26 protein-coding genes are annotated in these 23,525 nt (G+C 74.7%); 14 read left to right on the top strand and 12 right to left on the bottom strand.

Annotated elements, in window-relative coordinates; genetic code table 11:
• Nucleotides 1–28: 28 nt before the first annotated feature.
• Together ABFT23_RS16060 and ABFT23_RS16055 are read left to right on the top strand one after the other, a co-directional pair.
• Nucleotides 29–1,114: a 3-isopropylmalate dehydrogenase gene (locus tag ABFT23_RS16060; protein ID WP_347896921.1), complete on the top strand. Its 1,086-nt coding sequence runs from the start codon at nt 29–31 to the stop codon at nt 1,112–1,114.
• A 119-nt stretch (nt 1,115–1,233) separates the two neighbouring features.
• On the top strand, nt 1,234–2,307 hold the full coding sequence (locus ABFT23_RS16055) for a branched-chain amino acid aminotransferase (protein ID WP_347896919.1): 1,074 nt from the start codon (nt 1,234–1,236) through the stop codon (nt 2,305–2,307).
• A gap of 4 nt (nt 2,308–2,311) precedes the next feature.
• Here the strand turns inward: ABFT23_RS16055 and ABFT23_RS16050 are convergent, their stop codons facing one another.
• Nucleotides 2,312–3,754, bottom strand: coding sequence for an MFS transporter (locus tag ABFT23_RS16050; protein WP_347896917.1), 1,443 nt, complete (start codon nt 3,752–3,754; stop codon nt 2,312–2,314).
• The gene (locus ABFT23_RS16045; RefSeq protein ID WP_347896915.1) at nt 3,751–5,070 is read right to left on the bottom strand and encodes a M20/M25/M40 family metallo-hydrolase; all 1,320 of its coding nucleotides are present in this window, start codon (nt 5,068–5,070) and stop codon (nt 3,751–3,753) included. Before ABFT23_RS16045 ends, ABFT23_RS16050 begins: the two co-directional genes overlap by 4 nt.
• Before the next feature lie 58 nt (nt 5,071–5,128).
• Between ABFT23_RS16045 and ABFT23_RS16040 the strand changes: the two genes are divergently transcribed.
• Complete coding sequence (locus ABFT23_RS16040; RefSeq protein WP_347896913.1) at nt 5,129–6,016, top strand: matrixin family metalloprotease; 888 nt, start codon at nt 5,129–5,131, stop codon at nt 6,014–6,016.
• Between the two features lie 4 nt (nt 6,017–6,020).
• Here the strand turns inward: ABFT23_RS16040 and ABFT23_RS16035 are convergent, their stop codons facing one another.
• Both ABFT23_RS16035 and ABFT23_RS16030 read right to left on the bottom strand, forming a co-directional pair.
• Nucleotides 6,021–6,353: an ArsR/SmtB family transcription factor gene (locus ABFT23_RS16035; RefSeq protein ID WP_347896911.1), complete on the bottom strand. Its 333-nt coding sequence runs from the start codon at nt 6,351–6,353 to the stop codon at nt 6,021–6,023.
• A gap of 3 nt (nt 6,354–6,356) precedes the next feature.
• Entirely contained in the window at nt 6,357–6,989 is a 633-nt protein-coding gene (locus ABFT23_RS16030; protein WP_347896910.1) for an SRPBCC family protein, read from the bottom strand.
• Between the two features lie 105 nt (nt 6,990–7,094).
• On the opposite strand from ABFT23_RS16030, the gene ABFT23_RS16025 reads away from it, so the two are divergent.
• A complete protein-coding gene (locus ABFT23_RS16025) occupies nt 7,095–7,994 on the top strand; it encodes an aldo/keto reductase (RefSeq protein ID WP_347896909.1) in 900 nt (299 codons plus the stop codon).
• Here the strand turns inward: ABFT23_RS16025 and ABFT23_RS16020 are convergent.
• Together ABFT23_RS16020 and ABFT23_RS16015 are read right to left on the bottom strand one after the other, a co-directional pair.
• Nucleotides 7,978–8,412 (bottom strand): VanZ family protein, encoded by a 435-nt coding sequence (locus ABFT23_RS16020; protein ID WP_347896907.1) that lies wholly within the window; start codon nt 8,410–8,412, stop codon nt 7,978–7,980. The two genes, ABFT23_RS16025 and ABFT23_RS16020, sit on opposite strands and share 17 nt — an antisense overlap.
• A 61-nt stretch (nt 8,413–8,473) precedes the next feature.
• Entirely contained in the window at nt 8,474–9,313 is an 840-nt protein-coding gene (locus ABFT23_RS16015; protein WP_347896905.1) for a helix-turn-helix transcriptional regulator, read from the bottom strand.
• Nucleotides 9,314–9,394: 81 nt separating this feature from the next.
• Here ABFT23_RS16015 and ABFT23_RS16010 point away from each other — a divergent pair, with 81 nt between their 5' ends.
• From ABFT23_RS16010 to ABFT23_RS16000, 3 genes are all read left to right on the top strand, one after another.
• Nucleotides 9,395–11,170, top strand: coding sequence for a serine/threonine-protein kinase (locus ABFT23_RS16010; RefSeq protein WP_347896903.1), 1,776 nt, complete (start codon nt 9,395–9,397; stop codon nt 11,168–11,170).
• Nucleotides 11,171–11,247: 77 nt separating this feature from the next.
• Nucleotides 11,248–12,330: a sensor histidine kinase gene (locus ABFT23_RS16005; protein WP_347896901.1), complete on the top strand. Its 1,083-nt coding sequence runs from the start codon at nt 11,248–11,250 to the stop codon at nt 12,328–12,330.
• Entirely contained in the window at nt 12,327–13,037 is a 711-nt protein-coding gene (locus tag ABFT23_RS16000; RefSeq protein ID WP_347896900.1) for a response regulator transcription factor, read from the top strand. The genes ABFT23_RS16005 and ABFT23_RS16000 overlap by 4 nt, the downstream gene beginning before the upstream one ends.
• 22 nt (nt 13,038–13,059) lie before the next feature.
• On the opposite strand, the gene ABFT23_RS15995 is transcribed toward ABFT23_RS16000, so the two are convergent.
• Nucleotides 13,060–13,692, bottom strand: coding sequence for a TetR/AcrR family transcriptional regulator (locus ABFT23_RS15995; protein WP_347896897.1), 633 nt, complete (start codon nt 13,690–13,692; stop codon nt 13,060–13,062).
• A gap of 251 nt (nt 13,693–13,943) precedes the next feature.
• Between ABFT23_RS15995 and cimA the strand changes: the two genes are divergently transcribed.
• On the top strand, nt 13,944–15,551 hold the full coding sequence (cimA, locus tag ABFT23_RS15990; RefSeq protein ID WP_347896895.1) for a citramalate synthase: 1,608 nt from the start codon (nt 13,944–13,946) through the stop codon (nt 15,549–15,551).
• A 3-nt stretch (nt 15,552–15,554) separates the two neighbouring features.
• On the opposite strand, the gene ABFT23_RS15985 is transcribed toward cimA, so the two are convergent.
• Nucleotides 15,555–16,151, bottom strand: a complete 597-nt coding sequence (locus tag ABFT23_RS15985) for a TetR/AcrR family transcriptional regulator (protein WP_347896893.1) — start codon at nt 16,149–16,151, stop codon at nt 15,555–15,557.
• Nucleotides 16,152–16,224: 73 nt separating this feature from the next.
• Between ABFT23_RS15985 and ABFT23_RS15980 the strand changes: the two genes are divergently transcribed.
• Genes ABFT23_RS15980 through ABFT23_RS15970 form a run of 3 tightly spaced genes read left to right on the top strand, consistent with a single transcriptional unit; the run spans nt 16,225 to nt 18,771 of the window.
• On the top strand, nt 16,225–16,776 hold the full coding sequence (locus tag ABFT23_RS15980) for an NADPH-dependent FMN reductase (protein WP_347896892.1): 552 nt from the start codon (nt 16,225–16,227) through the stop codon (nt 16,774–16,776).
• Between the two features lie 52 nt (nt 16,777–16,828).
• On the top strand, nt 16,829–18,265 hold the full coding sequence (locus ABFT23_RS15975; RefSeq protein WP_347896890.1) for an amidase: 1,437 nt from the start codon (nt 16,829–16,831) through the stop codon (nt 18,263–18,265).
• A complete protein-coding gene (locus tag ABFT23_RS15970) occupies nt 18,235–18,771 on the top strand; it encodes a GNAT family N-acetyltransferase (protein ID WP_347896888.1) in 537 nt (178 codons plus the stop codon). The genes ABFT23_RS15975 and ABFT23_RS15970 overlap by 31 nt, the downstream gene beginning before the upstream one ends.
• A 15-nt stretch (nt 18,772–18,786) precedes the next feature.
• Here the strand turns inward: ABFT23_RS15970 and ABFT23_RS15965 are convergent, their stop codons facing one another.
• Entirely contained in the window at nt 18,787–19,098 is a 312-nt protein-coding gene (locus ABFT23_RS15965; RefSeq protein ID WP_347896886.1) for a hypothetical protein, read from the bottom strand.
• 52 nt (nt 19,099–19,150) lie between these two features.
• The gene (locus ABFT23_RS15960) at nt 19,151–19,456 is read right to left on the bottom strand and encodes a hypothetical protein (RefSeq protein ID WP_347896885.1); all 306 of its coding nucleotides are present in this window, start codon (nt 19,454–19,456) and stop codon (nt 19,151–19,153) included.
• 54 nt (nt 19,457–19,510) lie between these two features.
• On the opposite strand from ABFT23_RS15960, the gene ABFT23_RS15955 reads away from it, so the two are divergent.
• Nucleotides 19,511–20,329: a MerR family transcriptional regulator gene (locus ABFT23_RS15955; protein WP_347896883.1), complete on the top strand. Its 819-nt coding sequence runs from the start codon at nt 19,511–19,513 to the stop codon at nt 20,327–20,329.
• Nucleotides 20,326–20,709 carry a VOC family protein gene (locus tag ABFT23_RS15950; RefSeq protein WP_347896881.1) on the top strand — a complete coding sequence of 128 codons (384 nt, stop codon included), beginning with the start codon at nt 20,326–20,328 and terminating at the stop codon, nt 20,707–20,709. The genes ABFT23_RS15955 and ABFT23_RS15950 overlap by 4 nt, the downstream gene beginning before the upstream one ends.
• On the opposite strand, the gene ABFT23_RS15945 is transcribed toward ABFT23_RS15950, so the two are convergent.
• Together ABFT23_RS15945 and ABFT23_RS15940 are read right to left on the bottom strand one after the other, a co-directional pair.
• On the bottom strand, nt 20,693–21,331 hold the full coding sequence (locus ABFT23_RS15945) for a maleylpyruvate isomerase family mycothiol-dependent enzyme (RefSeq protein WP_347896880.1): 639 nt from the start codon (nt 21,329–21,331) through the stop codon (nt 20,693–20,695). The two genes, ABFT23_RS15950 and ABFT23_RS15945, sit on opposite strands and share 17 nt — an antisense overlap.
• Before the next feature lie 108 nt (nt 21,332–21,439).
• A complete protein-coding gene (locus ABFT23_RS15940) occupies nt 21,440–21,733 on the bottom strand; it encodes a DUF2087 domain-containing protein (protein WP_347896878.1) in 294 nt (97 codons plus the stop codon).
• A gap of 194 nt (nt 21,734–21,927) precedes the next feature.
• Between ABFT23_RS15940 and ABFT23_RS15935 the strand changes: the two genes are divergently transcribed.
• On the top strand, nt 21,928–23,517 hold the full coding sequence (locus tag ABFT23_RS15935) for an ATP-binding cassette domain-containing protein (RefSeq protein WP_347896877.1): 1,590 nt from the start codon (nt 21,928–21,930) through the stop codon (nt 23,515–23,517).
• Nucleotides 23,518–23,525: the final 8 nt, after the last annotated feature.

Below are 23,525 nucleotides of genomic sequence, written 5' to 3'. Positions count from 1 at the left end.
CCTCGAATCCGACAGATAGCGTTCCCACGTGACCACTGATCTCACCCCCGCATCCGGAACCGTCCAGCTCGCCGTCATCCCCGGCGACGGCATCGGCCCGGAGGTGACCGCCGAGGCGCTCAAGGTGCTCGAGGCGGCCGCGCCCGAGGGCATCGAGCTCGAGCAGACCCGCTACGACCTCGGCGCCGAGCGCTACCTGACCACCGGTGAGGTCCTGCCCGACTCCGTGCTGACCGAGATCCGGCAGCACGACGCGATCCTGCTCGGCGCGGTCGGCGGCAAGCCGAACGACCCGAACCTGCCGCCGGGCATCCTCGAGCGCGGGCTGCTGCTGCGGCTGCGCTTCGAGCTCGACCACTACGTGAACCTGCGGCCCTCGAAGATCTACCCCGGCGCGGTGTCGCCCCTGGCGAACCCGGGAGACGTCGACTTCGTCGTCGTGCGCGAGGGCACCGAGGGCCCCTACACGGGCAACGGCGGCGCCCTGCGCGTCGGCACCCCGGCCGAGATCGCCACCGAGGTCTCGGTCAACACCGCCTTCGGCGTCGAGCGCGTCGTCCGCGACGCCTTCGCCCGCGCCCAGCGCCGCCCCCGCAAGAAGCTGACCCTGGTCCACAAGACCAACGTGCTCGTGCACGCCGGATCCGTCTGGTGGCGCCTGACCCAGGCCGTCGCGGCCGAGTACCCCGAGGTCACCGTCGACTACATGCACGTCGACGCCGCCATGATCTTCATGACCACCGACCCCGCCCGCTTCGACGTCATCGTCACCGACAACCTCTTCGGCGACATCGTCACCGACCTCGCCGCCGCCATCACCGGCGGCATCGGCCTGGCGGCGTCCGGCAACGTCAACCCCGACCGGACGGCGCCCTCGATGTTCGAGCCCGTGCACGGCTCGGCGCCCGACATCGCCGGGCAACAGAAGGCCGACCCGACCGCCGCCATCCTCTCCGGCGCACTTCTCCTCGACCACCTCGGCCACCCCAAGGCCGCGGCGGCCATCGAGGCAGCCGCCATCGCCGACCTCGCCGAGCGCGCACCCGCGTCCGGCCCGACCGGCGGACGCACGACGTCCGAGGTCGGCGACGCCATCGCCGCACGCCTGGCCTGACCCGGCCCGGGCGCGCGTCGGCGTCGTCCCACCCGTCCCAGGAACACCCGGTGCACCGGGTGTTCCCCGCCCCGCCCGCACCCTGCCGAACGGTAGGGAGCCCGACTAGATTGCGCACCATGGACTTCAGCACCACCCTCACCGAAGCGCCGACCAGCGACGAGCGGCTCGCCGAGATCCTCGCCAGCCCCGGCTTCGGCACGCACTTCACCGACCACATGCTCACGATCGAGTGGACGCCGGCCGAGGGCTGGCACGCCGCCCGCATCGAGCCCTACGCCCCGCTGTCGGTCGACCCGGCGAGCGCCGTCCTGCACTACGCGCAGGAGATCTTCGAGGGCATGAAGGCCTACCGGCACGCCGACGACTCGGTCTGGCTGTTCCGGCCCGAGGAGAACGCCAAGCGCATGGAGCGCTCGAGCCGGCGGCTCGCGCTGCCGGTGCTGCCGGCCGACGACTTCGTCGCCGCGGTCGATGCGTTCGTGGAGGTCGAGCAGCGCTGGGTGCCCGGCACCGAGGGCGAGAAGAGCCTCTACCTGCGCCCGTTCATGTTCGCCAGCGAGGTCTTCCTCGGCGTCCGGCCGGCGCAGCACGCGACGTTCATGGTCATCGCCAGCCCGGCCGGTGCGTACTTCAAGGGCGGCATCAAGCCGGTCAGCCTGTGGCTGAGCGACGACTACACGCGGGCCGGACGCGGCGGCATGGGCGCGGCCAAGACCGGCGGCAACTACGCCAGCTCGCTCGTCGCGCAGCAGGAGGCGAGCGAGCACGGGTGCGACCAGGTCGTCTTCCTCGACGCCCAGGAGGGCCGCTACGTCGAGGAGCTCGGCGGCATGAACATGTACTTCGTGCACGACGACGGCACCATCGTGACCCCCGAGACGGGCACCATCCTCGAGGGCATCACCCGAGCCAGCGTGATCGAGCTCGCGGGCAAGCTCGGCCACCAGGTCGAGGAGCGCAAGTTCTCCATCGACGAGTGGCGCGAGGGCGTCGCGAGCGGCCGCATCACGGAGGTGTTCGCGTGCGGCACCGCCGCCGTCATCACGCCGGTCGGCGAGCTCAAGTCGACCCACGGCGACGTGCCCGCGCCCGCGAGCACCGACCTGACCATGCGCATCCGCGAGGCGCTCGTCGACGTGCAGTACGGCCGCGCCGACGACACGTTCGGCTGGATGCACCGGGTCGTCTGAGCCGTCAGCGGCGGGCCTCGGCATCTGCTGGCCGCGGCGTCAGCGCCAGCACGACGGCGGCGAGCAGCGCCGCAGCGGCACACACCGACCACACGGTGAGGTAGCCCGACAGCGGCGCGTGGCCCTCGACCGGGTCGTCGATCGCGCCGGCCGAGGCGAGTGCGATGGCGAAGACCGACGACGCGATGGCGCCGCCCACGGTCTTGGTCGCGTTGGTCATGCCGGTCGCGAAGCCGGTCCGCTCGGGCGGTGCAGCCGCGGCGGCCGCGGCCGGGAGAGCGGCGACGAGCGCGCCCGAGCCGACGCCGGCGACCGCCATGTTGAGCAGCGCCTGCCCGGTCGAGTCGTGGAACGGCAGCCACAGCGCGTAGCCGAGCGCGACGAACAACGACGAGCCCACGAGCGCGCCGCGGGCGCCGAGCAGCCGGGTCGTCAGCGGCAGGGTGAACGCGCCGACGGCGAGGAAGACGACGTAGACGCCGATGAGGGTCGATACGAACGAGGCGTCGGCGCCGAGGCCGTAGCCGACGGTGTCGGGGTCGGTGCGGGCGAAGGTCGACAGCGGGATCTGCGCGCCGAGCACCGACATGCCGAACAGGAACGCGGTCAGCTGCACCGGCCACTGGCCCGGCGTCGCGAGCAGCCGGACGTCGACCATCGGGTCGTCGAGGCCGCGCTCGTGGCGCACGAACGGCACCGTCGCGGCGACGCCCGCGACGATGAGCAGCCAGGGCAGCGCCGAGCCCGGCCCGGCCACCCGGACGGCGACCAGCCCGCCCATCACCAGCCCGATCGCGACCGAGACCAGTGCCAGGCCGGTCCAGTCGAAGCCGCCGGTCGCGACACCTGAGTCGTCCTCGACGCCGAACCAGACGACGACCAGGCACAGCGTGACCGCCACGGCCGGGAGCGCGAGCAGCACGGTCATCGACGTCGCCTCGACCAGCGCGCCCGAGGTGAGCGCGCCGATGATCACGGCGAGCTCGAGCGCCCCCACCAGGACGGCGGCCGCGCGCCGCGTCAGCAGCGCCTGCCGGCCCGTGCCCGCCGTCCGGCGGTGGATGATCGCGACCTCGAGCGGCAGCCAGACGACGTAGGCGCCCTGCAGCGCCCAGCCGACGAGGAAGGTCGAGAACGACGGCGCGAAGGCCAGCACCCATGAGCCGACCGCGGTCACCGCCGTCGAGAGCAGCAGCACCTTGCGGTGCCCGACCAGGTCGCCGAGCCGGGCCAGCGGCGGCACGAGCAGCGCGGAGACGATGAGCTGGGCGGCCTCGAACCAGTTGACGTCGGCGTCGGCGATGTCGAGGTGGTCGGCGATGTCGCTGAAGATCGGCGTGTAGTAGCCCTGCAGGATGCCGCTGGCCAGCTCGACGACGACCAGGAACCCGACGATCGCGGCCAGGCTGCGCGCCGGCGTCGACGTCATCGGGTGCGGCGCGGTCACGCCAACCCCTGGATCAGCCGCTCGTAGAACCGGACGCCGTCGAGCAGGTCGTCGACGCCGAGGTGCTCGTCGAAGGAGTGGATGGCTTCGCGCTGTGCCTTGCTCATGCGGAACGGCGCGAACCGGTAGACGCGCTCGCAGACGGCGGTGAAGAACCGCGCGTCGGTGGCGGCCATCATCACGTACGGCGCCGCGACGGCGTCGGGGAAGACCTCCTCGATCGTCGACTCCAGCAACGCCCAGGCGTCGTCGCGCGGGCTGATCGGGCACGGCTCGACGGCGTCGACGACGTCGACGCGCACGTCGTCGCCCACGACCCGGCGCACGTGCTCGACGGCGTCGGCCACCGTGTCGCCGACCATCACCCGCACGTTGACGACGGCGCGCGCCGACTGGGCGACGACGTTGGCGGCCGGCGACGCCGACAGCATGGTGACGGCGAAGGTGGTGCGGGTCATCGCGGCCGACTCGGGCCCGGCGGCCACGAGCGCGCGCTGGAGCACGGGCTCGAGCCGGGCGGCGCCGGCCAGCAGCGGCCGGAGCGGGAGGACGGCGTGCGGGGCGAGCCGGCGGAACAGCTCGACCGTCGGCTCGGGCACCCGGCCGGGCATCGCGGCGGCGTCGAGGCGCGTGATGGCGCGCGCGAGCCGGGCGGTCGGACCGCGACGGGCCGGCGTCGAGGCGTGCCCGCCGCGACCCTCGGCGACGAGCTCGAGCGTCGTCACGCCCTTCTCGGTGACGCCGACGACGCCGACCGATGCCGACACGCCGGGGAAGACCTCCGAGGCCACGGCGCCGCCCTCGTCGAGCACGAACCACGGCCGGACGCCGCGCCGGCGCAGCTCGGCGACGGCGTCGGAGGCACCACTGCCCGAGACCTCCTCGGTGCAGCCGAACGAGAGCCAGACGTCCTGCGCCGGCACGAACCCGCGACCGAGCAGGGTCTCGACGGCCTCGGCGATCGCGACCAGCTGCCCCTTGTCGTCGAGCGTGCCACGACCCCAGACCGACCCGTCGACGACGTCGCCGCCGAACGGCGGGTGGGTCCAGCCGGCGCCGTCGTCGCTGACCGGGACGACGTCGAGGTGGGCCATGAGGACGACGGGCCGCTCGCTCGAGCGCCCGGGCCAGCGCACGAGCAGCCCGTGCTCGGCGATCGCGACCTGCTCGAGGTCGTGCAGGCGCGGGAACAGCCGCGCGAGCTCACGGGTGAACGCCTCGAACGCCGCGCGGTCGACGTCGGCGGGGTCGGGCGCGGAGACCGTGGGGATGCGGACCAGGGCCTGCAGCTTCTCGAGGGTGGTCGGGGCGTTCACAGGGTCCAACATGCCGGTACCGGCACGGCGGCGACCACTCCTGGGGGAGGATCTGCGGGTGGGATGGGGGGATCGTCGCGACCGGCGCGAGCAACGGCGCTGGCAGCGCGAGCTCGAGGAGCAGCTGCGGGCCCTGCCGACCTACGAGGGCGAGACCCCCGACGGTGGGTCGGTCACCCCGCTCGACCGTTCGCTGCCCAGGCCGCCGCGGCAGCGACGCTCGCGCCGTCAGCGCCCGCCCGGGCGCGGCGGCGAGCGCCGGCGGACCGTCGTCACGGTCGTCGTCACGCTGGCTGTGATCGGGGCCGTGTTCAGCCTGCAGGCGACGCCGTTGATCGCGGCGTTCCGCGGGCTCGTCGGCTGGGACGGCGGTCGCGGCAGCGCCAGCGACCACGCCTACCTCGCCGCCGACCCGTTCAGCGGCGACCCGGTCACGTGGAGCTCGTGCGCGCCGATCCGGTTCGTGGTCAACCCCGACGGCGCCCCGAACGGGTGGCGCTCGACGCTCGAGGAGTCGCTCGACGCGGTGTCGGCGGCCACGGGCCTGGAGATGGTGATCGAGGGCGAGACCGGTGAGCGTCCGGGCGACGACCGGTTCACCGCGCTCAACCGGCCCAAGCCCGTGCTCGTGTCGTGGGCCACGGCCGAGGAGGTGCCCGAGCTCGACGGCGACACCGTCGGCCTGGCCGGGCCCTTCCGGGGCGCCGGCGACGTCTACGTCACCGGCACGGTCACCCTCGACGGGCCCGACTTCCAGAACATGACGTTCCGGGGGGAGCTGGACCTCCAGAAGGCCGTCATCATGCACGAGCTCGGCCACCTCGTCGGCCTCGACCACGTCGACGACGACCGTCAGCTGATGTACCCGACCACGACCTTCCAGGACTCCTTCGGCGAGGGCGACCTCGAGGGCCTGCGCGAGCTCGGCGACGGTCGCTGCGTCTGACCGCTCAGTCGCCGGACGACGCGCGTCGTCCGCGCCGGATCTCGGTGTCGAGCGCGTCGAGGGCCTGCGTCCAGGAGGAGCGGAACGGCTCGAGCCAGGCGTCGACCTCCTGCAGCGGCGCGGGGGAGACGGCGTAGAGACGCCGGCGTCCGTCGGGCCGGACGGTGGCGAACCCGGCCTCGCGCAGCACCTTGAGCTGCATCGACACGGCCGGCTGGCCGATGCCGAACTCCTCGGAGATGACCGCGACGACGTCGCCCGCCGGCTGCTCGCCGGTGGCGAGGACCTCGAGGATCCGGCGGCGCACCGGGTCGCCGAGGACGTCGAGCGCGTGCACGGCTCAGGCCTCGGGCTCCGGCTCACCGGTGTAGGCGGCGGCGCAGCGACGAGCGGCCAGGTCGGCCTCGGCGGCGTCGTCGCCGCCGGCCACGGCGGCCTCGCCCCAGGCCGTCGCCGCGGCCCGGTTGAACTCGGCCAGGCCCGGCGGCAGCTCGTCGTGGGCCGGGTGAGCGAAGGTGGGGTCGGCGAGGTGGAGGGACAGGCCCATCAGCGCCAGCTCCCAGCCGATGCCGGTCGCGCCGGGGCCGTAGCGGCGGTAGTGGTCGGTGACGGCGAAGGAGTGGTCGAGCTGGAGCACGGTGCCGTCGGGCGTGGGTCGCAGCGAGACGTCGACCCACGACGTGTCGCCGCCGTGCTCCCAGGTGACCGAGAGCCGCTCCGGCCGGTCGCAGGTGGTGATGTCACCGCTGGCGTTGCCCTCGAGGGCGAAGCGGCCGCCGACGCGGAGGTCGCCCTCGACCGGCCCGAGCCAGCGGGGGATCCGCTCGGGGTCGACCAGGGCGGCCCAGACCTCGTCGGGGGTGGCGTCGTAGGTGCGACTCACCGTGACCAGGCGCAGCTCGGCGTCGTCGCGGGTCACGGTCGTGACGGTGCGGGTGGCGGCTCCGAGGTGATCGGTCGGGGAGAACATCATGCCCCCTTTGTATCAGCATGAGTTGATACGTGGAAGTCCTGGGACTGCGGTTCCCAGGACCCGGCGTCCCTGGTGCCGCCCGGTCGGGTGCGCGACGGTGGAGCCATGACCACTCCTGCGCCTGCCACCTCGTTCCTCGGCGACCTCCCGGTCCGCCGCGTCGGCTTCGGTGCGATGCAGCTCGCCGGTCCGGGCGTGCTCGGCCCGCCCGCCGACCCGGAGGCGTGCCGCGCCGTGCTGCGCCGTGCCGTCGAGCTCGGCGTCGACCACGTCGACACCGCCCAGTTCTACGGGCCGGACGTCGTCAACGACCTCATCCGCGAGGCGCTGCACCCCTACCCCGAGGGCCTGCGGCTGGTCACCAAGGTCGGCTGCGTCCGTGACGCCGAGGGCGGCTGGAACCCCGCCGGCGAGCCGGCCCAGCTCAAGGAGCAGGTCGAGGCCAACCTGCGCGCGCTCGACGTCGAGCAGATCGACCTGGTCAACCTGCGCCGCTTCGAGCGCGACCACCCGGACGCCGCCGAGCCCGACCTCGCCGACCAGCTCGGCGCGCTCGCCGAGCTGCGCGACGAGGGCAAGGTCGCCATGATCGGCGTCTCGAGCGTCGGCCTCGAGACCGTGCGCACCGCGATCGAGACGGTCGGCATCGGCGAGGTGCAGAACCCGTTCAGCATCCTCGACCGCAGCGACGCCCCCGTGCTCGAGCTGTGCCGCGAGCACGGTGTGTCCTACGTGCCGTACTTCCCGCTCGGCTCGGCGTTCGCCGGCGGTCCGGCCACGCTGGCCGCCGACCCGCACGTCAGCGCCGTCGCCGCCAAGCACGGCGTCTCGCCGAGCCAGGTTGCGCTCGCGTGGCTGCTCGCCCAGTACGACCGGCTGCTGCTCATCCCCGGCACCAGGTCCGTGGCCCACCTCGAGGAGAACCTCGCCGTCGTGGACGTCGCGCTCGACGACGACGACCTGGCGCGGCTCGAGCAGGTCGAGCAGGTCACCCCCGGGCACTGACGGCGGCCCGCCGCCGCGAGCCCGTGGCGCCGGCCACCAGCGCCAGGCACACCACCGCGACGGCGGCGCCCACCACTCCGCCCAGCGAGTTGTGGACGACGTCGTCCAGCGTCGGCACCCGGGTGGGCAGCAGCGTGAGCTGCATCCACTCGATGCCGGCCGACAGCAGCGCGCAGAGCGTGACGGCGACCCAGGCGCTGCCCGTCGCGATGGTGAGCAGGAAGCCGAGCGGCACGAACAGCGCGATGTTGGCCAGCACCTCGGTCTCGGTCCAGGTCAGCGCGCCGTCGGAGAGCCGGACGGCGACCCGGTCGGCCAGGCTGAAGGCCCACCGGCCGTTCGACGGGTCGGTCAGCGTCAGGTGCGCGACGAGGAACAGGTAGGCCGCGACCAGGGCGGCAGCGACGAGGCGGTGCATGCCTCGACGCTAGGCGGCCCGACGCCTCGCCCCATCGGTCGCGGGTGCCGGCCTGTGGACCTCAGGTACCGGCCGTCATGTCCTGCAGGCCCATGATCACCGCCATCGACAGCGCGTCGCCGTCGGGCGTGCCGGGCTCGGCCGAGAAGACGACGATCTGCAGGTCGCTGCCGTGCACGCTCAGCACGTCGCAGTCGACGGTGAGCAGCCCGACCACGGGGTGCTCGAGGGTCTTGCGCTGGGCCCCGCGCACCCGCGCCGGCGTGGTCTGCCACAGCTCGGCGAAGCGAGGGCTCTCGGCGCGCAGGTCGGCCACGATCGCGGCGATGTCGGGGTCGTCGGGCAGGCGGATGAGCGCGGCGTGCAGGTCGGCGACGACGTCACGCTCGACCATCGAGCGGGTCTGCGGCTCGAGCCGGCCCATGCCGGGCACGTCCATGAACGTGCGCCACGCCCGGTTGCGGCCGCGACCGGTCTCGCCGGCGATCGGGCCGAACAGCACGTCGGCCGCCCGGTTCTGCAGCACGGTCTCCCACGCGGCGTCGATGACCGAGACCGGGGTGTCGCCCAGCCGGTCGACGATGCGCAGGATGCTCGGCGTCACGTGCCGGCTCATGCGCCCCGCGGACGGCGGCGAGTGCCCGGCCATGCGGTGCAGACGCTCGCTCTCCTCGTCATCGAGGCGCAGCGCCCGGGCCAGCGCCTGCACGACCTGGGCCGAGGGGTGCTCGGCGCGGCCCTGCTCGAGCCGGACGACGTAGTCGCTCGACACGCCGGCGAGCTGGGCGACCTCCTCGCGGCGCAGACCCGGCGTCCGACGACGCGGGGCCGACGGCAGCCCGACGGCCGCGGGGGTCAACCGGTCGCGCCAGACGCGCAGCTGGGTGCCGAGCTCGCTCACCGCTCCATCAGAGCACACGCGCCCTCGACGGCACGGCCTGTGGACGGCGGTGAACCGCTGCGTGGCGGGTAACCTCGGCGCGTGACGACCCGGCCGCAGTGGGACGGGCCCACCGCGCCGCGCACGCCGGTCCGGGTCGGGCCCTACACGCTGCTGACCAAGATCGGCGAGGGCGGCATGGGCGTCGTCCACCTCGCCCGGCGCGACGAGACCGGCGACCGCGTGGCGCTCAAGGTGCTCCGCCCGCACATCGTCGGCGACGACGAGGCCCGCCAGCGCCTCGCCCGCGAGGTCGGGTCGCTGTGGCGCATCCGGAGCAGGTGGGTCGCCGAGATCCTCGACGCCGACCCGTGGGCTCCCGTGCCCTACGTCGCCACCCGCTACGTGCCCGGCCTGTCGCTGCACGACCACGTGCAGCACGAGGGCCCGGTCACCGGCTCCGACCTGACCTGGTTCGCCGCCTGCCTCGCCGAGGGCGTCGCGTCGGTGCACGCCGCCGACGTCCTGCACCGCGACATCAAGCCCTCCAACGTGCTCATGGAGGGCCGCACGCCGATCCTCATCGACTTCGGCCTCGCCCGCGTGGCCGACGACCCGCGCCTGACCCACACCGGCTGGCTGCTCGGCACGCCCGGCTACCTCGCGCCCGAGATCCTCTACGGCGAGAACGCCACCGCGGCGTCCGACCTGCACTCCTGGGCGGCCACCGTCGCCTTCGCCGGCACCGGCAACCCGCCCTTCGGGCGCGGTCCGGCCATGGCGATCATGGACCGCGCCCGCCGCGGCCAGCACGACCTCACCGGCCTGCCGGGCGCCCTGCACGACGTCGTCGCCGCGGCCCTCGACCCCGAGCCCGAGCGTCGTCCGAGCCTCGAGGCCGTGCTGGCCTGGCTGCGTCCGCAGACCACCCGGCCCGGCCCGGTGCTCGTGGCCCCGCCCACCGAGGCCGGCCCGGCGGTCCCGGCGCCCGACCCGTTCGACGCACCGCTCGCGCTCGCGGCGCTGGCCCACGGTGACCCGCCCACCGACGACGACCCGCCGCCCGTCACGCCTGTCGGACCCGTGGCGCCCGACCACGAGGCGTCGACGCTCGTCATCCCGGCCGCCGTCGACGCGCCCGTCGTTGCGCGCGTCCACGATCCCGTCGCGCCGACGCTCGTCGAGCGCGCCGACCCGCCGCCTCCGGTGCTGCGTCACCCGACGTACCCACCGGCCCCGCAGCACCCGGTGGCCCCGCACCAGCCGCCGTACCTGCAGCAGCCCTACCCGTACGCCGTCCCTGGCCCGGCTCCGGTGCCGGTCGGCGTCCGGGTGCGCCGGCTCGTCGTCGTCGGCGCCGGGGCCCTGCTCACGGGCGCGCTGTGCGCCGTCGCCCCCTGGGTGGCCCTGGCCGTGATCTGCCTCGCGGTGTGGCTGCTGCGCGCCGGCTCACTCGCCGCCACCTCGGCCGGGCTGCGCCAGGCCCGCCGCGGCCGGCGGTGGTACGACACCCCGCAGCTGCTCGTGCACGCCCCGTGGCACCTCGTGCAGGCGATCCCCGGCGCCGGCGGCCTCCTCGCCTGGGCGGGTGGGCTCGGCATCGCCGCCGCCCTGGTCTGCTACGCCGTCGCCGCCCCGGTGGGCCTCGGGCTCTTCGTCACCGGCCTGGTCGGGGCGATCTCGCTGTGGTGGGGCCCCGGCGGCAGCCGCCTCCGGGGGCCCCTCGGCCGTCTCGTCGACCCGGTCGCCGACCGCCTCGGGTGGTGGCTGGTCGCGGTCGGCGTGCTGCTGGCGCTGTCGCTGTTCACCGGCGCCTACGTCGAGGCGCAGGGGCCGCGGTGGCTGCCGGCGTCCGACGCCCCGTTCTCGACGCCCTAGACCGACTCCGCCCACAGGCAGCCGGTCTCTGCCCCAGGTGCGACGACGCCACGCCGCCGGGCTGTGAGGATGGCGCCATGAGCATCGACCGGGCAGCGATCATCGCCGCACCCGTCGCGGTCTCGTTGTGCCTGCTGGCCGGCCTGGGGTCGACCCAGCGCCCGACCGGCGTCGCCGTCGCAGCACTCGTGGTTGGGGTGGTGATCGCCGTCGTGCTCGCCGTCCGGCGCAGCACAGGGCCGGTCGCCGTCGCTGGCCTGGCCGTGATCGCCGGGTGCGCATGGCTGCTGTCGTCGGGCGTCGCGGCCAACCTCGGCTGGTTCACCCTGTGCGTCGTCGTCGCGTGGTCGGCGTTCGTGACCGGGCTGTGGCCGACCGTCGTGCTGACGGCGCTGGCCGCGGCCGGCTTCGCGGCCGAGTTCGTCGCCGAGCCCGGCGAGCCCGGCTGGGGCCCGTGGACGGCGGGCACCGTCTTCAGTGCGGCCGCGTGCCTGATGGCGCGCCGCCAGCGCGAGCTGCTCGCCGCGCTGCAGGAGGCCCAGGCCGGCCTCGCCGTCCGGGCCGCCGCGGAGGAGCGCAACCGGATCGCGCACGAGCTCCACGACGTCATCGGCCACGCGCTCACCGTCTCGGTGCTGCACGTCACCAGCGCCCGCCTCGCCCTCGACGACGACCCGGCCGAGGCCGCCGCCTCCCTCGCCGAGGCCGAGCGCCTCGCCCAGCAGAGCCTGGCCGAGGTGCGCGCCGTCGTCGGGCTGATGAAGGACGCCGCCGACGCGGCCCACGCCCCGCTGCCCGGCGCCGCCCAGGTGCCCGACCTCGTGGCCTCGTTCGAGCGGGCCGGCACCGCCGTCGACCTCGCCGTCACCGGCGACCCCACGACCCTGACCGCCGCCGAAGGACTCACCGTGTACCGCATCCTGCAGGAAGCCCTCACCAACGCCGCCAAGCACGCGCCCGGCTCCGCGACGTCCGCCGCCCTCGAGGTGGGCCCGGGCCGCACCGTCGTGCGGGTCGACAGCACCGGGGCGGCCGCCCCGGGGGCGCGCGAGGGGAGCGGGGTGCTCGGGATGCGGCAGCGGGCCGAGGCGCTTGGGGGCACGCTCGCGGCCGGGCCCCGCGAGGGCGGCTGGCGGGTCGAGGCGGTGCTGCCGTCGTGACGGCCGGCGGACCCGGCGGCCCGGGCGGTCCCGGCGGCGCGCCGGTGCGGGTGCTCCTCGTCGACGACCAGGACCTCATCCGGGCCGGGCTGCGCGGCATCCTGCGCGCCTCGCACGGCTTCGACGTCGTCGGCGAGCTCGGCGACGGTGCCGGCGTCGTCGCCGCCGTGACCGAGCTGCGGCCCGACGTCGTCGTCATGGACGTGCGCATGCCGGGCATCGACGGCGTCGAGGCCACCCGACGCCTGGGGGCCCTCGACGACGCACCACCGGTCCTGGTGCTGACGACGTTCGAGGACGAGGAGGTGCTCGCCGGCGCCCTGCGGGCCGGCGCCGACGGCTTCCTGCTCAAGGGCGTGCCGGCCGAGGACCTCCAGCGCGCCGTCCGGCAGGTCGCGGCCGGCGGCTCGTGGCTCGACCCCGCCGTCACGCGCCGCGTGCTCACCGCCTTCCGGTCCGGCGCACCGGCGACCGGTGCGCCCTCGACCGCCCTCGACGTCCTGACGACGCGCGAGCGCGAGGTGCTGGTGCTCATCGGCGCCGGACTCAGCAACGGCGAGATCGCCGCCGAGCTCGTGCTGGGGGAGGGCACGGTGAAGACCCACGTGGGCCACGTGTTCGCCAAGCTCGGCCTGCGCGACCGGGCCGCCGCTGTCGTGTTCGCCTTCGACCACGGACTCGTCTCGCCGTCCGGGGGCCGGGCCTGACCACGACCGGGCGGCTGGTGGGTCAGCCGGAGGCGGAGGCCCTGCGGACCTTCGAGCGGAGCGCGCGGCTGGCCACCGGCCCGAGGTCGTCGACGACGTCGACGAGCACGACCAGCTTCTCGACCGCGGCGATGGCCGCGCGCGAGCCGAGCGGGTCGACGCCGTCGTAGAGCTCGAGGCCGATGAAGACCGCCGAGATCATCTGGGCGAGACCCGCCGGGTCGACGACCTCGGCGAGCGGGCCGTCGGCCATGAGGCGCCGGACGACGACCTCGATCTGCTCGCACCAGCGGGCCATGGCGTAGCGGGCGGCCTCGGCGAGCAGGAGGTCCTGCTGCGCGCCGGCCATCAGCTGGGCCATCACCGCGATGTTGCCGGTCTCGCGCTCGCGGTCGTGGATCTCGTGGCCGGCCTCGAGCAGCTCGCGCAACGAGCCGATCTGCGCGAACCGCTCGCGGTAGTAGGCGACGTTGTCGTCGACGGCCGCGCGGGTGGCGGCCTGGATCAGCTCGGACATGGTGCCGAAGTGGTAGAACACCAGCGCCTGGTTGACCTCGGCGCGGGCCGCGACGGTGCGGGCCGAGACCCCGGCGATGCCGTCGGTGCGCAGCGCCTCGGCGGTGGCCTCGATGAGGCGCTGACGGGTGTCGGTCACGACGCCCAGGCTACGCCCGGTTTGAGCGACCGCTCAAACCGCGGCGGGGTGACGCGCGTCATCCACATCGTGGATCCGGTCGCGCCGCAGACCCGGGTGCGGCACGATGGGAGCGTGCCTCACCGCCGCATCATCATTGCCTAGCGCACCGAGCCCCGCTCGGTGCGCCAACCTCTCGTCCACCACGGGAGGTTTTTTTGTTGCTCCGCACCCAGAACCCAGCTCCAGATCCCACGAGAAGGCCGGACCCGATGGACCTGCACGGCGCGTTCCACGTCTACGACACCACCATGCGCGACGGCGCGCAGCAGGAGGGCCTCAACCTCTCCGTCGCCGACAAGCTGACGATCGCTCGGCTCATCGACGGACTCGGGGTCGGCTACATCGAGGGCGGCTGGCCCGGCGCCAACCCCAAGGACACCGAGTTCTTCCGCCGCGCCGCCGAGGAGCTCGACCTGCGCCACGCCCGTCTGGCCGCGTTCGGCGCGACCCGCAAGGCCGGCGTCCGCGCCGCCGACGACCCGCAGGTCGCCGCGCTGCGCGACAGCGGTGCGGGCGTCGTCACCCTGGTCGCGAAGTCGCACGTGCGCCACGTCGAGCTCGCGCTGCGCACCACGCTCGCGGAGAACCTCGAGATGGTCCGCGACACCGTCAGCCACCTGCGGGCCGAGGGCCAGCAGGTCTTCCTCGACGCCGAGCACTTCTTCGACGGCTACCGCCTCGACCGCGCCTACGCCCTCGAGGTCGTGCGCACCGCCGCCGAGGCCGGTGCCGACGTCGTCGCGCTCTGCGACACCAACGGCGGCATGCTCCCGCCGTGGGTCGGCGAGACCGTCGCCGAGGTGCTCGCCGAGACGGGCGCCCGGCTCGGCATCCACGCGCACAACGACACCGGGTGCGCGGTCGCCAACAGCCTCGCCGCCGTCGAGGCCGGGGCCACGCACGTGCAGGGCTGCATGAACGGCTACGGCGAGCGCACCGGTAACGCCGACCTCATCACCACCGTCGCCAACCTCGAGCTCAAGCTCGGCATGACGCTGCTGCCCGAGGGGCTGCTGCGCGAGGCCACCCGGATCGCCCACGCCGTCGCCGACGTCACCAACTTCCCGCCCGCCTCGCGTCAGCCCTACACCGGCACCTCCGCCTTCGCGCACAAGGCCGGCCTGCACGCGAGCGCGATCAAGGTCGACCCGAACCTCTACCAGCACATGGACCCGGTCGGCGTCGGCAACGACATGCGCCTGCTCGTCTCCGACATGGCCGGTCGCGCCTCGATCGAGCTGAAGGGTCGCGAGCTCGGCTTCGACCTCTCCGGCGACTCGCCGGAGATGAGGGGCCTGGTCACCCGCGTGACCGACCGGGTCAAGGCGATGGAGCAGCGGGGCTACACCTTCGAGGCCGCCGACGCCTCGTTCGAGCTGCTGCTCGTGGAGGAGGTCGAGGGTCACCGGCCTGCCTACGTCGACGTCGAGTCGTGGCGCGTGATCACCGAGACCCTCGCCCACCGCGGGGTGGCCGACGAGGCCGTCTCGGAGGCCACGGTCAAGCTCACCGCGGCCGGCGTGCGCTACGTCGTCACCGGCGAGGGAAACGGCCCGGTCAACGCGCTCGACTCGGCCCTGCGCACCGCCATCGGCCAGGCGTTCCCCGAGGTCGCCAAGTTCGAGCTCATCGACTACAAGGTCCGCATCCTCGACCAGGGTCACGGCACCGATGCCATCACCCGGGTGCTCATCGAGACCACCGACGGCGAGTCGACCTGGGTCACCGTGGGCGTCGGTCACAACGTCATCGAGGCCTCGTGGGAGGCCCTGCTCGACGGGCTCACCTACGGCCTGCGCCAGCACGACCGCGCCTGAGGCCTACTCCCCGACGATGCGCCGCACCAGGTCGCTCCACCCGGCCTCGACCTCGGAGAGCGAGCGGCCCTCGGGGCCCAGCTGCTGCTCGAGGATCGGGATCTCGAGCGGTGCGAGCAGGGCCGTGGCGAGGTAGCCCAGGTCGCCGTGCAGGCCGCACTGGCCCAGCAGGAACCGCACGTGCATGGCCGCGAACGAGACCGGGCCGATGGCGCGCGTGCCCGCCGCGCCCGCGGCCCGGATGAGGGCCGCATGGGTCAAGGAGGTGACGATGCGGGAGTGGCCGAACGCGTGGAGCCGCTCGCGCGGCGGCGCACCGGGCCCGAGCGGCGGGGGACCGGAGATCACGCTGGCCTGCCAGGCGGTCTCGGAGTGGTCGAGCAGCGCGGCCATCAGGCCCTCGCGGCTCTCGAAGCGACGGAACACCGTGCCCTTGCCGACCCCGGCCCGCTGCGCCACGGCGTCCATCGTGACGTTCTCGACGCTGCAGGCCTCGACCAGGTCGGCCGCGGCGCGCAGCAGGAGCTCACGGTTGCGAGCCGCGTCGGCCCGCTCGACCGGGGCGTCCCCGGCGAGCGGCAGCAGGCGCGGCGTGGTCACGCGGAGAACCTACTCGCCGGAGAAACGTCGTCGGGGTGGGAATAGAAGCGGACCATGGTCCGTTTGGGCCTGCATGACTACCGCCACCGTGTCCCGGATCGCCGTCCTCGTCGGGAGCCTGCGACCCGACTCCACCAACCGCAAGGTCGCCGACCTGCTCGCCGCCAACGCCCCCGAGGGTGTCGAGCTGCACGTCGTCGACGGCCTCGGCGCGATCCCGTTCTACGAGGAGAACCTCGACGCCACCGCCACCCCGGCGGCGGCCACCGCCCTGCGCGAGGCCGTCGCGGCCTCCGACGCCGTCCTGCTCGTCACCCCGGAGTACAACGGCACCATGCCGGCCGTGCTGAACAACGCCATCGACTGGCTCTCGCGCCCCTACGGCACCGGCGCCATCGTCGGCAAGCCCGTCGGCGTCATCGGCACCACCCCCACGCCCTACGGCGGCAAGTGGGCGCACGAGGACGCCGCCCGCTCGGTCGGCATCGCCGGCGGCGTCGCGATCGACGGCGGCATCGTGTCGCAGTCGATCCTCGAGGTCGACCCGCTGACCGACGCCGAGGTGCTCGAGCGCTTCCAGGGCGTCGTGCGCGCGCTCGTGGCGTTCGAGCCCGCCGCGGCCTGACCCCACCGTCGGCCGCCAGCGACCCGCGGGCTGCACGCCGTAGGGTCGTCGGGTGGCCGAGCTGCACGACCTGACCGCGCTCGAGCAGGGTGATCTCCTCGCCCGCGGCGAGATCTCCTCGCTCGAGCTCACCGAGCACTACCTCGAGCGCGCCGACCGTCTCGACGACGTCGGCGCGTTCGTGCGTCTGACGCCCGAGGTGGCGCGCGACCAGGCCCGCGCGGCCGACCGTCGTCGCGTCGACGGACGGCGCGCCGGCCCGCTCGACGGCGTGCCGACGGCGGTCAAGGACCTCAACCTCACCGCGGGCGTGCCCACGACCTTCGGCTCGGCGGCGTTCGCCGACCACGTGCCCGAGGTCTCGGACGGCGTGGTGCTCGCGCTCGAGGCGGCGGGCCTGCCGATGATCGGCAAGACCAGCACGCCCGAGCTCGGCTCACCGTGCTACACCGAGCCCGAGGGCGCCCCCGCGGCCGTGACGCCGTGGGACCGCACCCGGATGGCCGGTGGCAGCTCGGGCGGTGCGGCGGCAGCGACCGCGGCCGGGCTCGTGCCGCTCGCGCAGGGCTCGGACGGCGGTGGCTCCATCCGGATCCCGGCGTCGTGCTGCGGCCTGGTGGGGCTCAAGCCGTCACGAGGACGGATCAGCGGCTTCCCCCTGTACGGGGATCCAGCAGGGCTGGCGACTGCCGGCTCCATCGCGCGCACGGTGCGCGACACCGCGGCGCTGCTCGAGGTCATGGCCGGTCATCGGGTCGGGGATCCGTCGTGGGCCCCGCCTCCTTCGGAGTCGTTGGTCGCGGCGTGCGACCGGGATCCGGGGCGGCTTCGGATCGCCCGGTTCAGCACTCCGGTCATCACACCACCGACCACCGACAGTCCCGGCGCGCCGGTCGACGACGAGGTGCTCCTCGCCTACGAGCGGGCCTCGCGCCTGCTCGAGGACCTCGGTCACGAGGTGGTCGACGTGCCGGTGCCGCTGCCGCCCGAGGCGGTGCCCGTCTTCGAGACCTGCTGGTCGGTGCTCACCGCGATGAGCCCGGTGCCGCCCGAGCGCCGGCACCTGCTGCGTCCGCTGACCCGGTGGCTCTCCGAGCGCGGGCACGCCGTCAGCGGGCCCGAGTTCGGCGCCGCCATCGGTGCGATGCGCCGGTTCGCGGCCCAGGCGATCGTCGCGCTCGACCCCTACGACGCCGTCCTGACGCCCACGCTGGCGCAGCCGCCGCTGCCCGTCGGCGCGATCCGCGACGACGCCGACCCGGCCCGTGACTTCGAGAACCAGAAGGCGTTCACGCCGTGGACCTCGGCCTGGAACGTCACGGGACTGCCGGCGATCTCGCTGCCACTGCACTGGACGCCGGGCCCCACGCCGCTGCCGGTGGGCGTCATGCTGGCCGGCCGCCCGGCGGGCGAGGAGGCCCTGCTCGCCCTCGCCGCCCAGGTCGAGTCGGCCGCGCCGTGGCACGACCGGCGGCCCCCGCGGTGGTGACGCCGACGGCGCTACTGGGGGCGGCCACGCTCGCCCAGGTCCGCGACCTCATGGACGCCGCCTTCGACGACTTCGGCGACGACGACTGGGACCACGCGCTCGGCGGCCTCCATGCGGTCGTGGTCGAGGCCGGTCGCGTGGTCGCGCACGCCGCACTCGTGCAGCGCCGGCTGCTCGTCGCCGGCCGCTCGCTGCGCTGCGGCTACGTCGAGGCCGTGGCCGTCGACCCGGCGCGCCGGGGCACCGGGCTCGGGACCCGGGTGATGTCCGAGGTCGAGGCCCACGCGCCGGCGTACGACGTCCTGGCGCTCAGCGCGTCGGAGCGGGCGACCGGCTTCTACGAGGCCCGCGGCTGGACGGCGTGGCGCGGCCCGTCGTCGGTGCTCGGGCCCGAGGGCCGGCAGCCGACGCCCGAGGACGACGGCGGGATCTACGTCCTCGGGGGAACCGGGCTCGACCTCGACGCCCCCGTCGCGTGCGACTGGCGCACGGGCGACGTCTGGTAGCGGGCCGGCAGCGCCTCAGCCCCCGACGTTCCAGGTGGTGCGGAACTCCTCGGGGCTCATGGTGTCGAGCTGGGTGCGCACCTGGTCGAGCGTGATGGCGGCCTCCTCGGCCGGGCCGCCCGGCACGCGGAGCTCCTCGACGCCGTCGGCGAGGCGGCGGACCACGACGTCGCCCGCGCTCGAGAGCTCGAGCGGGCCGCCACCGGCTGCGGCGGTCACGAGATCGGCGGCGCCGGCCGCGATCTTCTTCAGCGTGCCCCGCTCGGGCGGCTCGATCGTGGCGGCGTAGATCTCTGCGGCGGTCGCGGGCTCGAGCGTCTCCGTCATGACGTGGACGCTATCGGCCGCGCCCAACCGGGGCACCGGTCGTCAGCGGTCGTCAGGCAATGGCCCAGGCGGCGCGGAACTCGTCGGGCGCCATCGTGTCCAGCTGGTCGCGCAGCAGCCCCATCAGGACCGACGCGTCGTCGGGCCCGGCCACCGGCACGCGCAGCTCGGCGACGCCGTCGAGCCGCCGCCGGACGACGACGACACCCGCGCCGCTCAGCTCGAAGCGCCCGCCGGTCGTGGCGCACCACAGGTCGAGCGCGCCCGCGACGAACCGGCCCCAGCGGGCGCGACGACGGGGCTCGAGGCCGAGGAGGTAGACCTCGCTCGCGGCCATGGGCTCGAGCGTGGCGGTCATGACTCCATCGTAGGTCTTGCCCCTGACGCGACGTGAGGTCCTAGCGTCGCCCCCATGAGCGGTCACGACCTCACGATCGGCGACGTCGCCCGGCGCACCGGCCTCACCGAGCGCACCCTGCGCTACTACGAGGAGCTCGGCCTGGTCACGCCCGCCCGCGACGACGCCGGACGCCGCCGCTACGACAGCGTCGTCATCGACCGGCTCTACCGGGTGCGGCTGCTCCGCGAGCTCGGGCAGCCGCTGGCCGCGATCGACCCGGACGCCGACGACCTGGCCACCCTCACGCGGCGGCACCTCGGCGACCTCGACGCCCGCCTGGCCGAGCTCTCGCGCCAGCGTGAGCGGGTCCGCGCCGTCGAGGAGCGGGTGCTCGAGGGCGGACGGGTCGCGGACAGTGCGCTCCTCGACCTGCTGGCCGGACTGGCCGGACCGGCGGGGGAGGAGCAGCCGCCGACCCGCCGGATCACGCTGCTGGTCTACCGCGACCTCGCCGCCGCGCACGCGTGGCTCGTGGAGGTGCTCGGGTTCGCCCCCGGCGAGCTGACGCGCGACGACTCCGGGCGCGCGGTGCACGGCGAGGTGCACGTCGGCGACGGCGTCGTCTGGCTGCACCGCGAGGCACCCGAGCACCGCCTGCTCTCGCCCCTCGCCACCGGCGGCGGGCTGACGGCCTCGCTCGCCGTCGCGGTCGACGACGTCGACGCCCACCACCGCCGCGCGGTCGCGGCCGGCGCCGAGGTCGACCACGAGCCGGTCGACCAGCCCTACGGCGTCCGGGAGTACTCCCTGCGAGACCTGGAGGGCCACCTGTGGTCCTTCCAGGCCGATCTCGACCACCACGAGCAGCACGACGAAGGAGAGCGACGATGAGCGAGCTGACCCCCTACCTCTGCGTCTCCGACGCCCGTGCCGCGATCGAGTGGTACGCGGCGGCCCTGGGCGCCGAGGTGGCCGTCGAGCCGATCGTCATGGACGACGGCCGCGTCGGTCACTGCGAGCTCGCCGTCGGCGCCGCGCGGTGGATGATGTCCGACGAGTTCGACGCGGCCGGCGTGGCGGCGCCGCTCGCCGGCCGGGGCGCCTGCGTGACGCTGCACCTGACGGTCGACGACGTCGACGCCGTTGCGGCGCGCGTGGTCGCGGCCGGGACGACGATGACGCGCGGGCCGGAGGACAGCCCCCACGCCGGGCGGGTCGCGGTGTTCACCGACCCGTTCGGCCACCGGTGGTTCCTCAACCGGCCGGCGTGAGCCTCGCGGCGAGCGTGGGCAGGCCGGCACCGCCGAGGGCGGCCAGGCCGGCGGGGCGCCCGGCGACGGCCAGGAGCAGGTCGACGTCGGGCCCGGAAACCACGGGCCCCTCGCCGGTCGTCCACCCCGACGCGGCCACGAGCCGCAACCCGCGGACGCGCCTCGGACCGCCCATCAGCCTGTTCCCGGCCAGGTGGTCGAGCACGGCCGCCGTGACGTCGTCCGGCGTCCGGTGCGTGAGGCCGAGCGGGCGCGCGAGGTCCTGGGCGTGCACGACGACGTCCATCAACGGGTCCATCGGCCCGCTGAGCGGGATGCGCCGGTCGGACGTCGCGCTTTCGCGCAGCAGCGCCACGAGCTCGGCGTCGGTGTGCCGGTCGACGAGACGCTGCGCGACCTGCACCTCCATGCGGTCGAAGCTCCCGCGGGCGCGGACAGCGTGTCCGATCAAGCTCGTCGGGCGGGTGTGGGTCGTGGTGGTGAGGTGGGCGACCACGTGCCGCACGGTCCACGCCTCACACAGCGACGGCGTCGCCCACTGCTCCTCGGTGAAGCCGGAGGCGAGGTCGGCGAGCGCGGCGCGCTCGGCCCGCACGGCGGCGTTGACTGCAGGTGGTCGCATGCGTCTCGGACCGGGGGAGCGGGGCGGACTCATCGCCGGTCGAGCCGCGGCGCCGGTCTCCCGTGCCCGGCAGACCAGTCCTCGCCGACGACCGTCGCCGTCGCGGGCTCAGACATCGCCGACGGTCCCGCCCGAGCGCCAGTAGACGCCGTCCTCGCGGGTCATGAAGCCCTCGACCACCAGGTAGCGCCGCAGCGCCGCGTGGTCGTCGTGGAAGCGGGTGAGGACCTCGACGACCTCGGCCTCGGGGTAGGTGCGGCCGAGCTCGAACTCCTGGCACAACCGGTCGAGCACCACCAGCTGCTTCGCGCGTTTGCTGGGGATCGTGGTCAGGCGGCCGTCGGGGCCGAAGAACCGGCTCGCGACGACGGCGTCCCGGTCGGGGTCCTGGTCGGGGTCCATGGTGCGACGTTAACCAGTCGCGGGCCCGCGTCGCGCCCCGATACCGTCGTCGCATGCCGATCGCCCGCCCCTGGACCGCCGCCTGACGGCGGCGCCACCAGTCACCAGCTGAAGCGCCGCCGTCTGGAGCGTCCAACGCCGGGCGGCACCGCCATGTCGTGCTGCCCGGCTCACCCTCGAGCCGCGGAGCGACCGTGCACACCACCACCCCGACCTGTCACCTGACCGCCACCGACCTCGTCGTCCGCCGCAGCGGGCGCACCGTCCTCGACCACGTCGACGTCGCCGTCTCGGCCGGCACCCGGCTCGCCGTCGTCGGCGAGAACGGCCGCGGCAAGTCCACCCTGCTGCAGGTGCTCGCCGGCACCCTCGAGCCCGACGCCGGCGTCGTCCGTCGCGCGGGTCGTGTCGGCGTGGCCGAACAGGAGCTCGCGAGCGCCGACGGCGAGACCGTCGGTGACCTCGTCGAGGCCGCCGTCGCGTCGTCCCGCCAGGCGTTGGCCGAGCTCGACGTCGCCGTCGAGGCCATCGCCGACGGCGCGCCCGGCGCCGACGACGCCTACGCCGCCGCGCTCGGGCGCGCCGAGGGGCTCGACGCCTGGGACGCCGACCGCCGCGTCGACCGGGCCCTCGCCGCCCTCGATGCCTGCACCGACCGGACCCGACCGCTCGCGACCCTCTCGGTCGGCCAGCGCTACCGGGTGCGGCTCGCGTGCCTGCTCGGGGCGCACCACGACCTGCTGCTGCTCGACGAGCCGACCAACCACCTCGACGCCGAGGGCCTGCGGTTCCTCGCCGAGCGCATCCGCGAGCACCGCGGCGGTGTCGTGCTCGTGACCCACGACCGGGCGCTGCTGCGCGACGTCGCGGACGACGTGCTCGACCTCGACCCCAGCCGCGACGGCCGGCCGCGCCGCTACGGCGGCGGCTACGACGCCTGGCGCGACGGACGACGCCGCGAACGTGCGGCGTGGGAGCAGGAGCACGACCACCAGGTCGCCGAGCACGCCCGGCTCGCCCAGTCCGCGGCCGAGGCGCAGGCGCGGCTCTCGACCGGGTGGCGCCCCGACAAGGGCACCGACAAGCACGCCCGCCAGTCGCGGGCGCCCGGCGTCGTGCAGGCCGTGCACCGGCGGCAGGAGGCGCTCGAGGCGCACCGGGTGACGGTGCCCGAGCCGCCGTTGCGGCTCGCGGTGCCCGAGCTGCCGACGCGATCGGGCGTGGTGCTGTTGCGCACGCAGGACGCCGCGCTGACCCCACGTCTCGGCACACCGGTCTCGCTCGAGCTGACGTCGGGCGACCGGCTGGTCGTGGTCGGCCCCAACGGCAGCGGCAAGTCGACCCTGCTCGCCCTGCTGGCCGGTCTGCTCGAGCCGACCGCGGGCGTCGTCCACCGCGCGCGGTCGGCGCGCACCGCCCTGGTGGCGCAGGAGTCCGCGACGCTCGACCGTGACGCCACAGCGGCCGACCTGTTCGACGGACATGCTGTCCGGCATCGGTCGGACGTGTCGTTGCGCTCGCTCGGTCTCCTCGACGCCGTCGCCCGCCGGACGCCGGTCGGCCGGCTCTCCGAGGGCCAGCGCCGTCGCCTCGAGCTGGCCCTGCGGCTCGCCGAGCGTCCCCACGTGCTGCTGCTCGACGAGCCGACGAACCACCTCTCGCCGGCGCTCGTCGACGAGCTCACCGAGGCGCTGCAGGCCACGGCGGCCGCGGTCGTCGTCGCGACGCACGACCGGCAGCTGCTCCGTGACCTGCACGACTGGCAGCAGCTGCCGGTGGGATGACGGTCGGC

It is taken from the genome of Nocardioides secundeburneus, from assembly GCF_039939255.1.
Classification (GTDB): Bacteria; Actinomycetota; Actinomycetes; order Propionibacteriales; family Nocardioidaceae; genus Nocardioides.
This window is presented reverse-complemented; position numbering and strand designations above follow the sequence as displayed.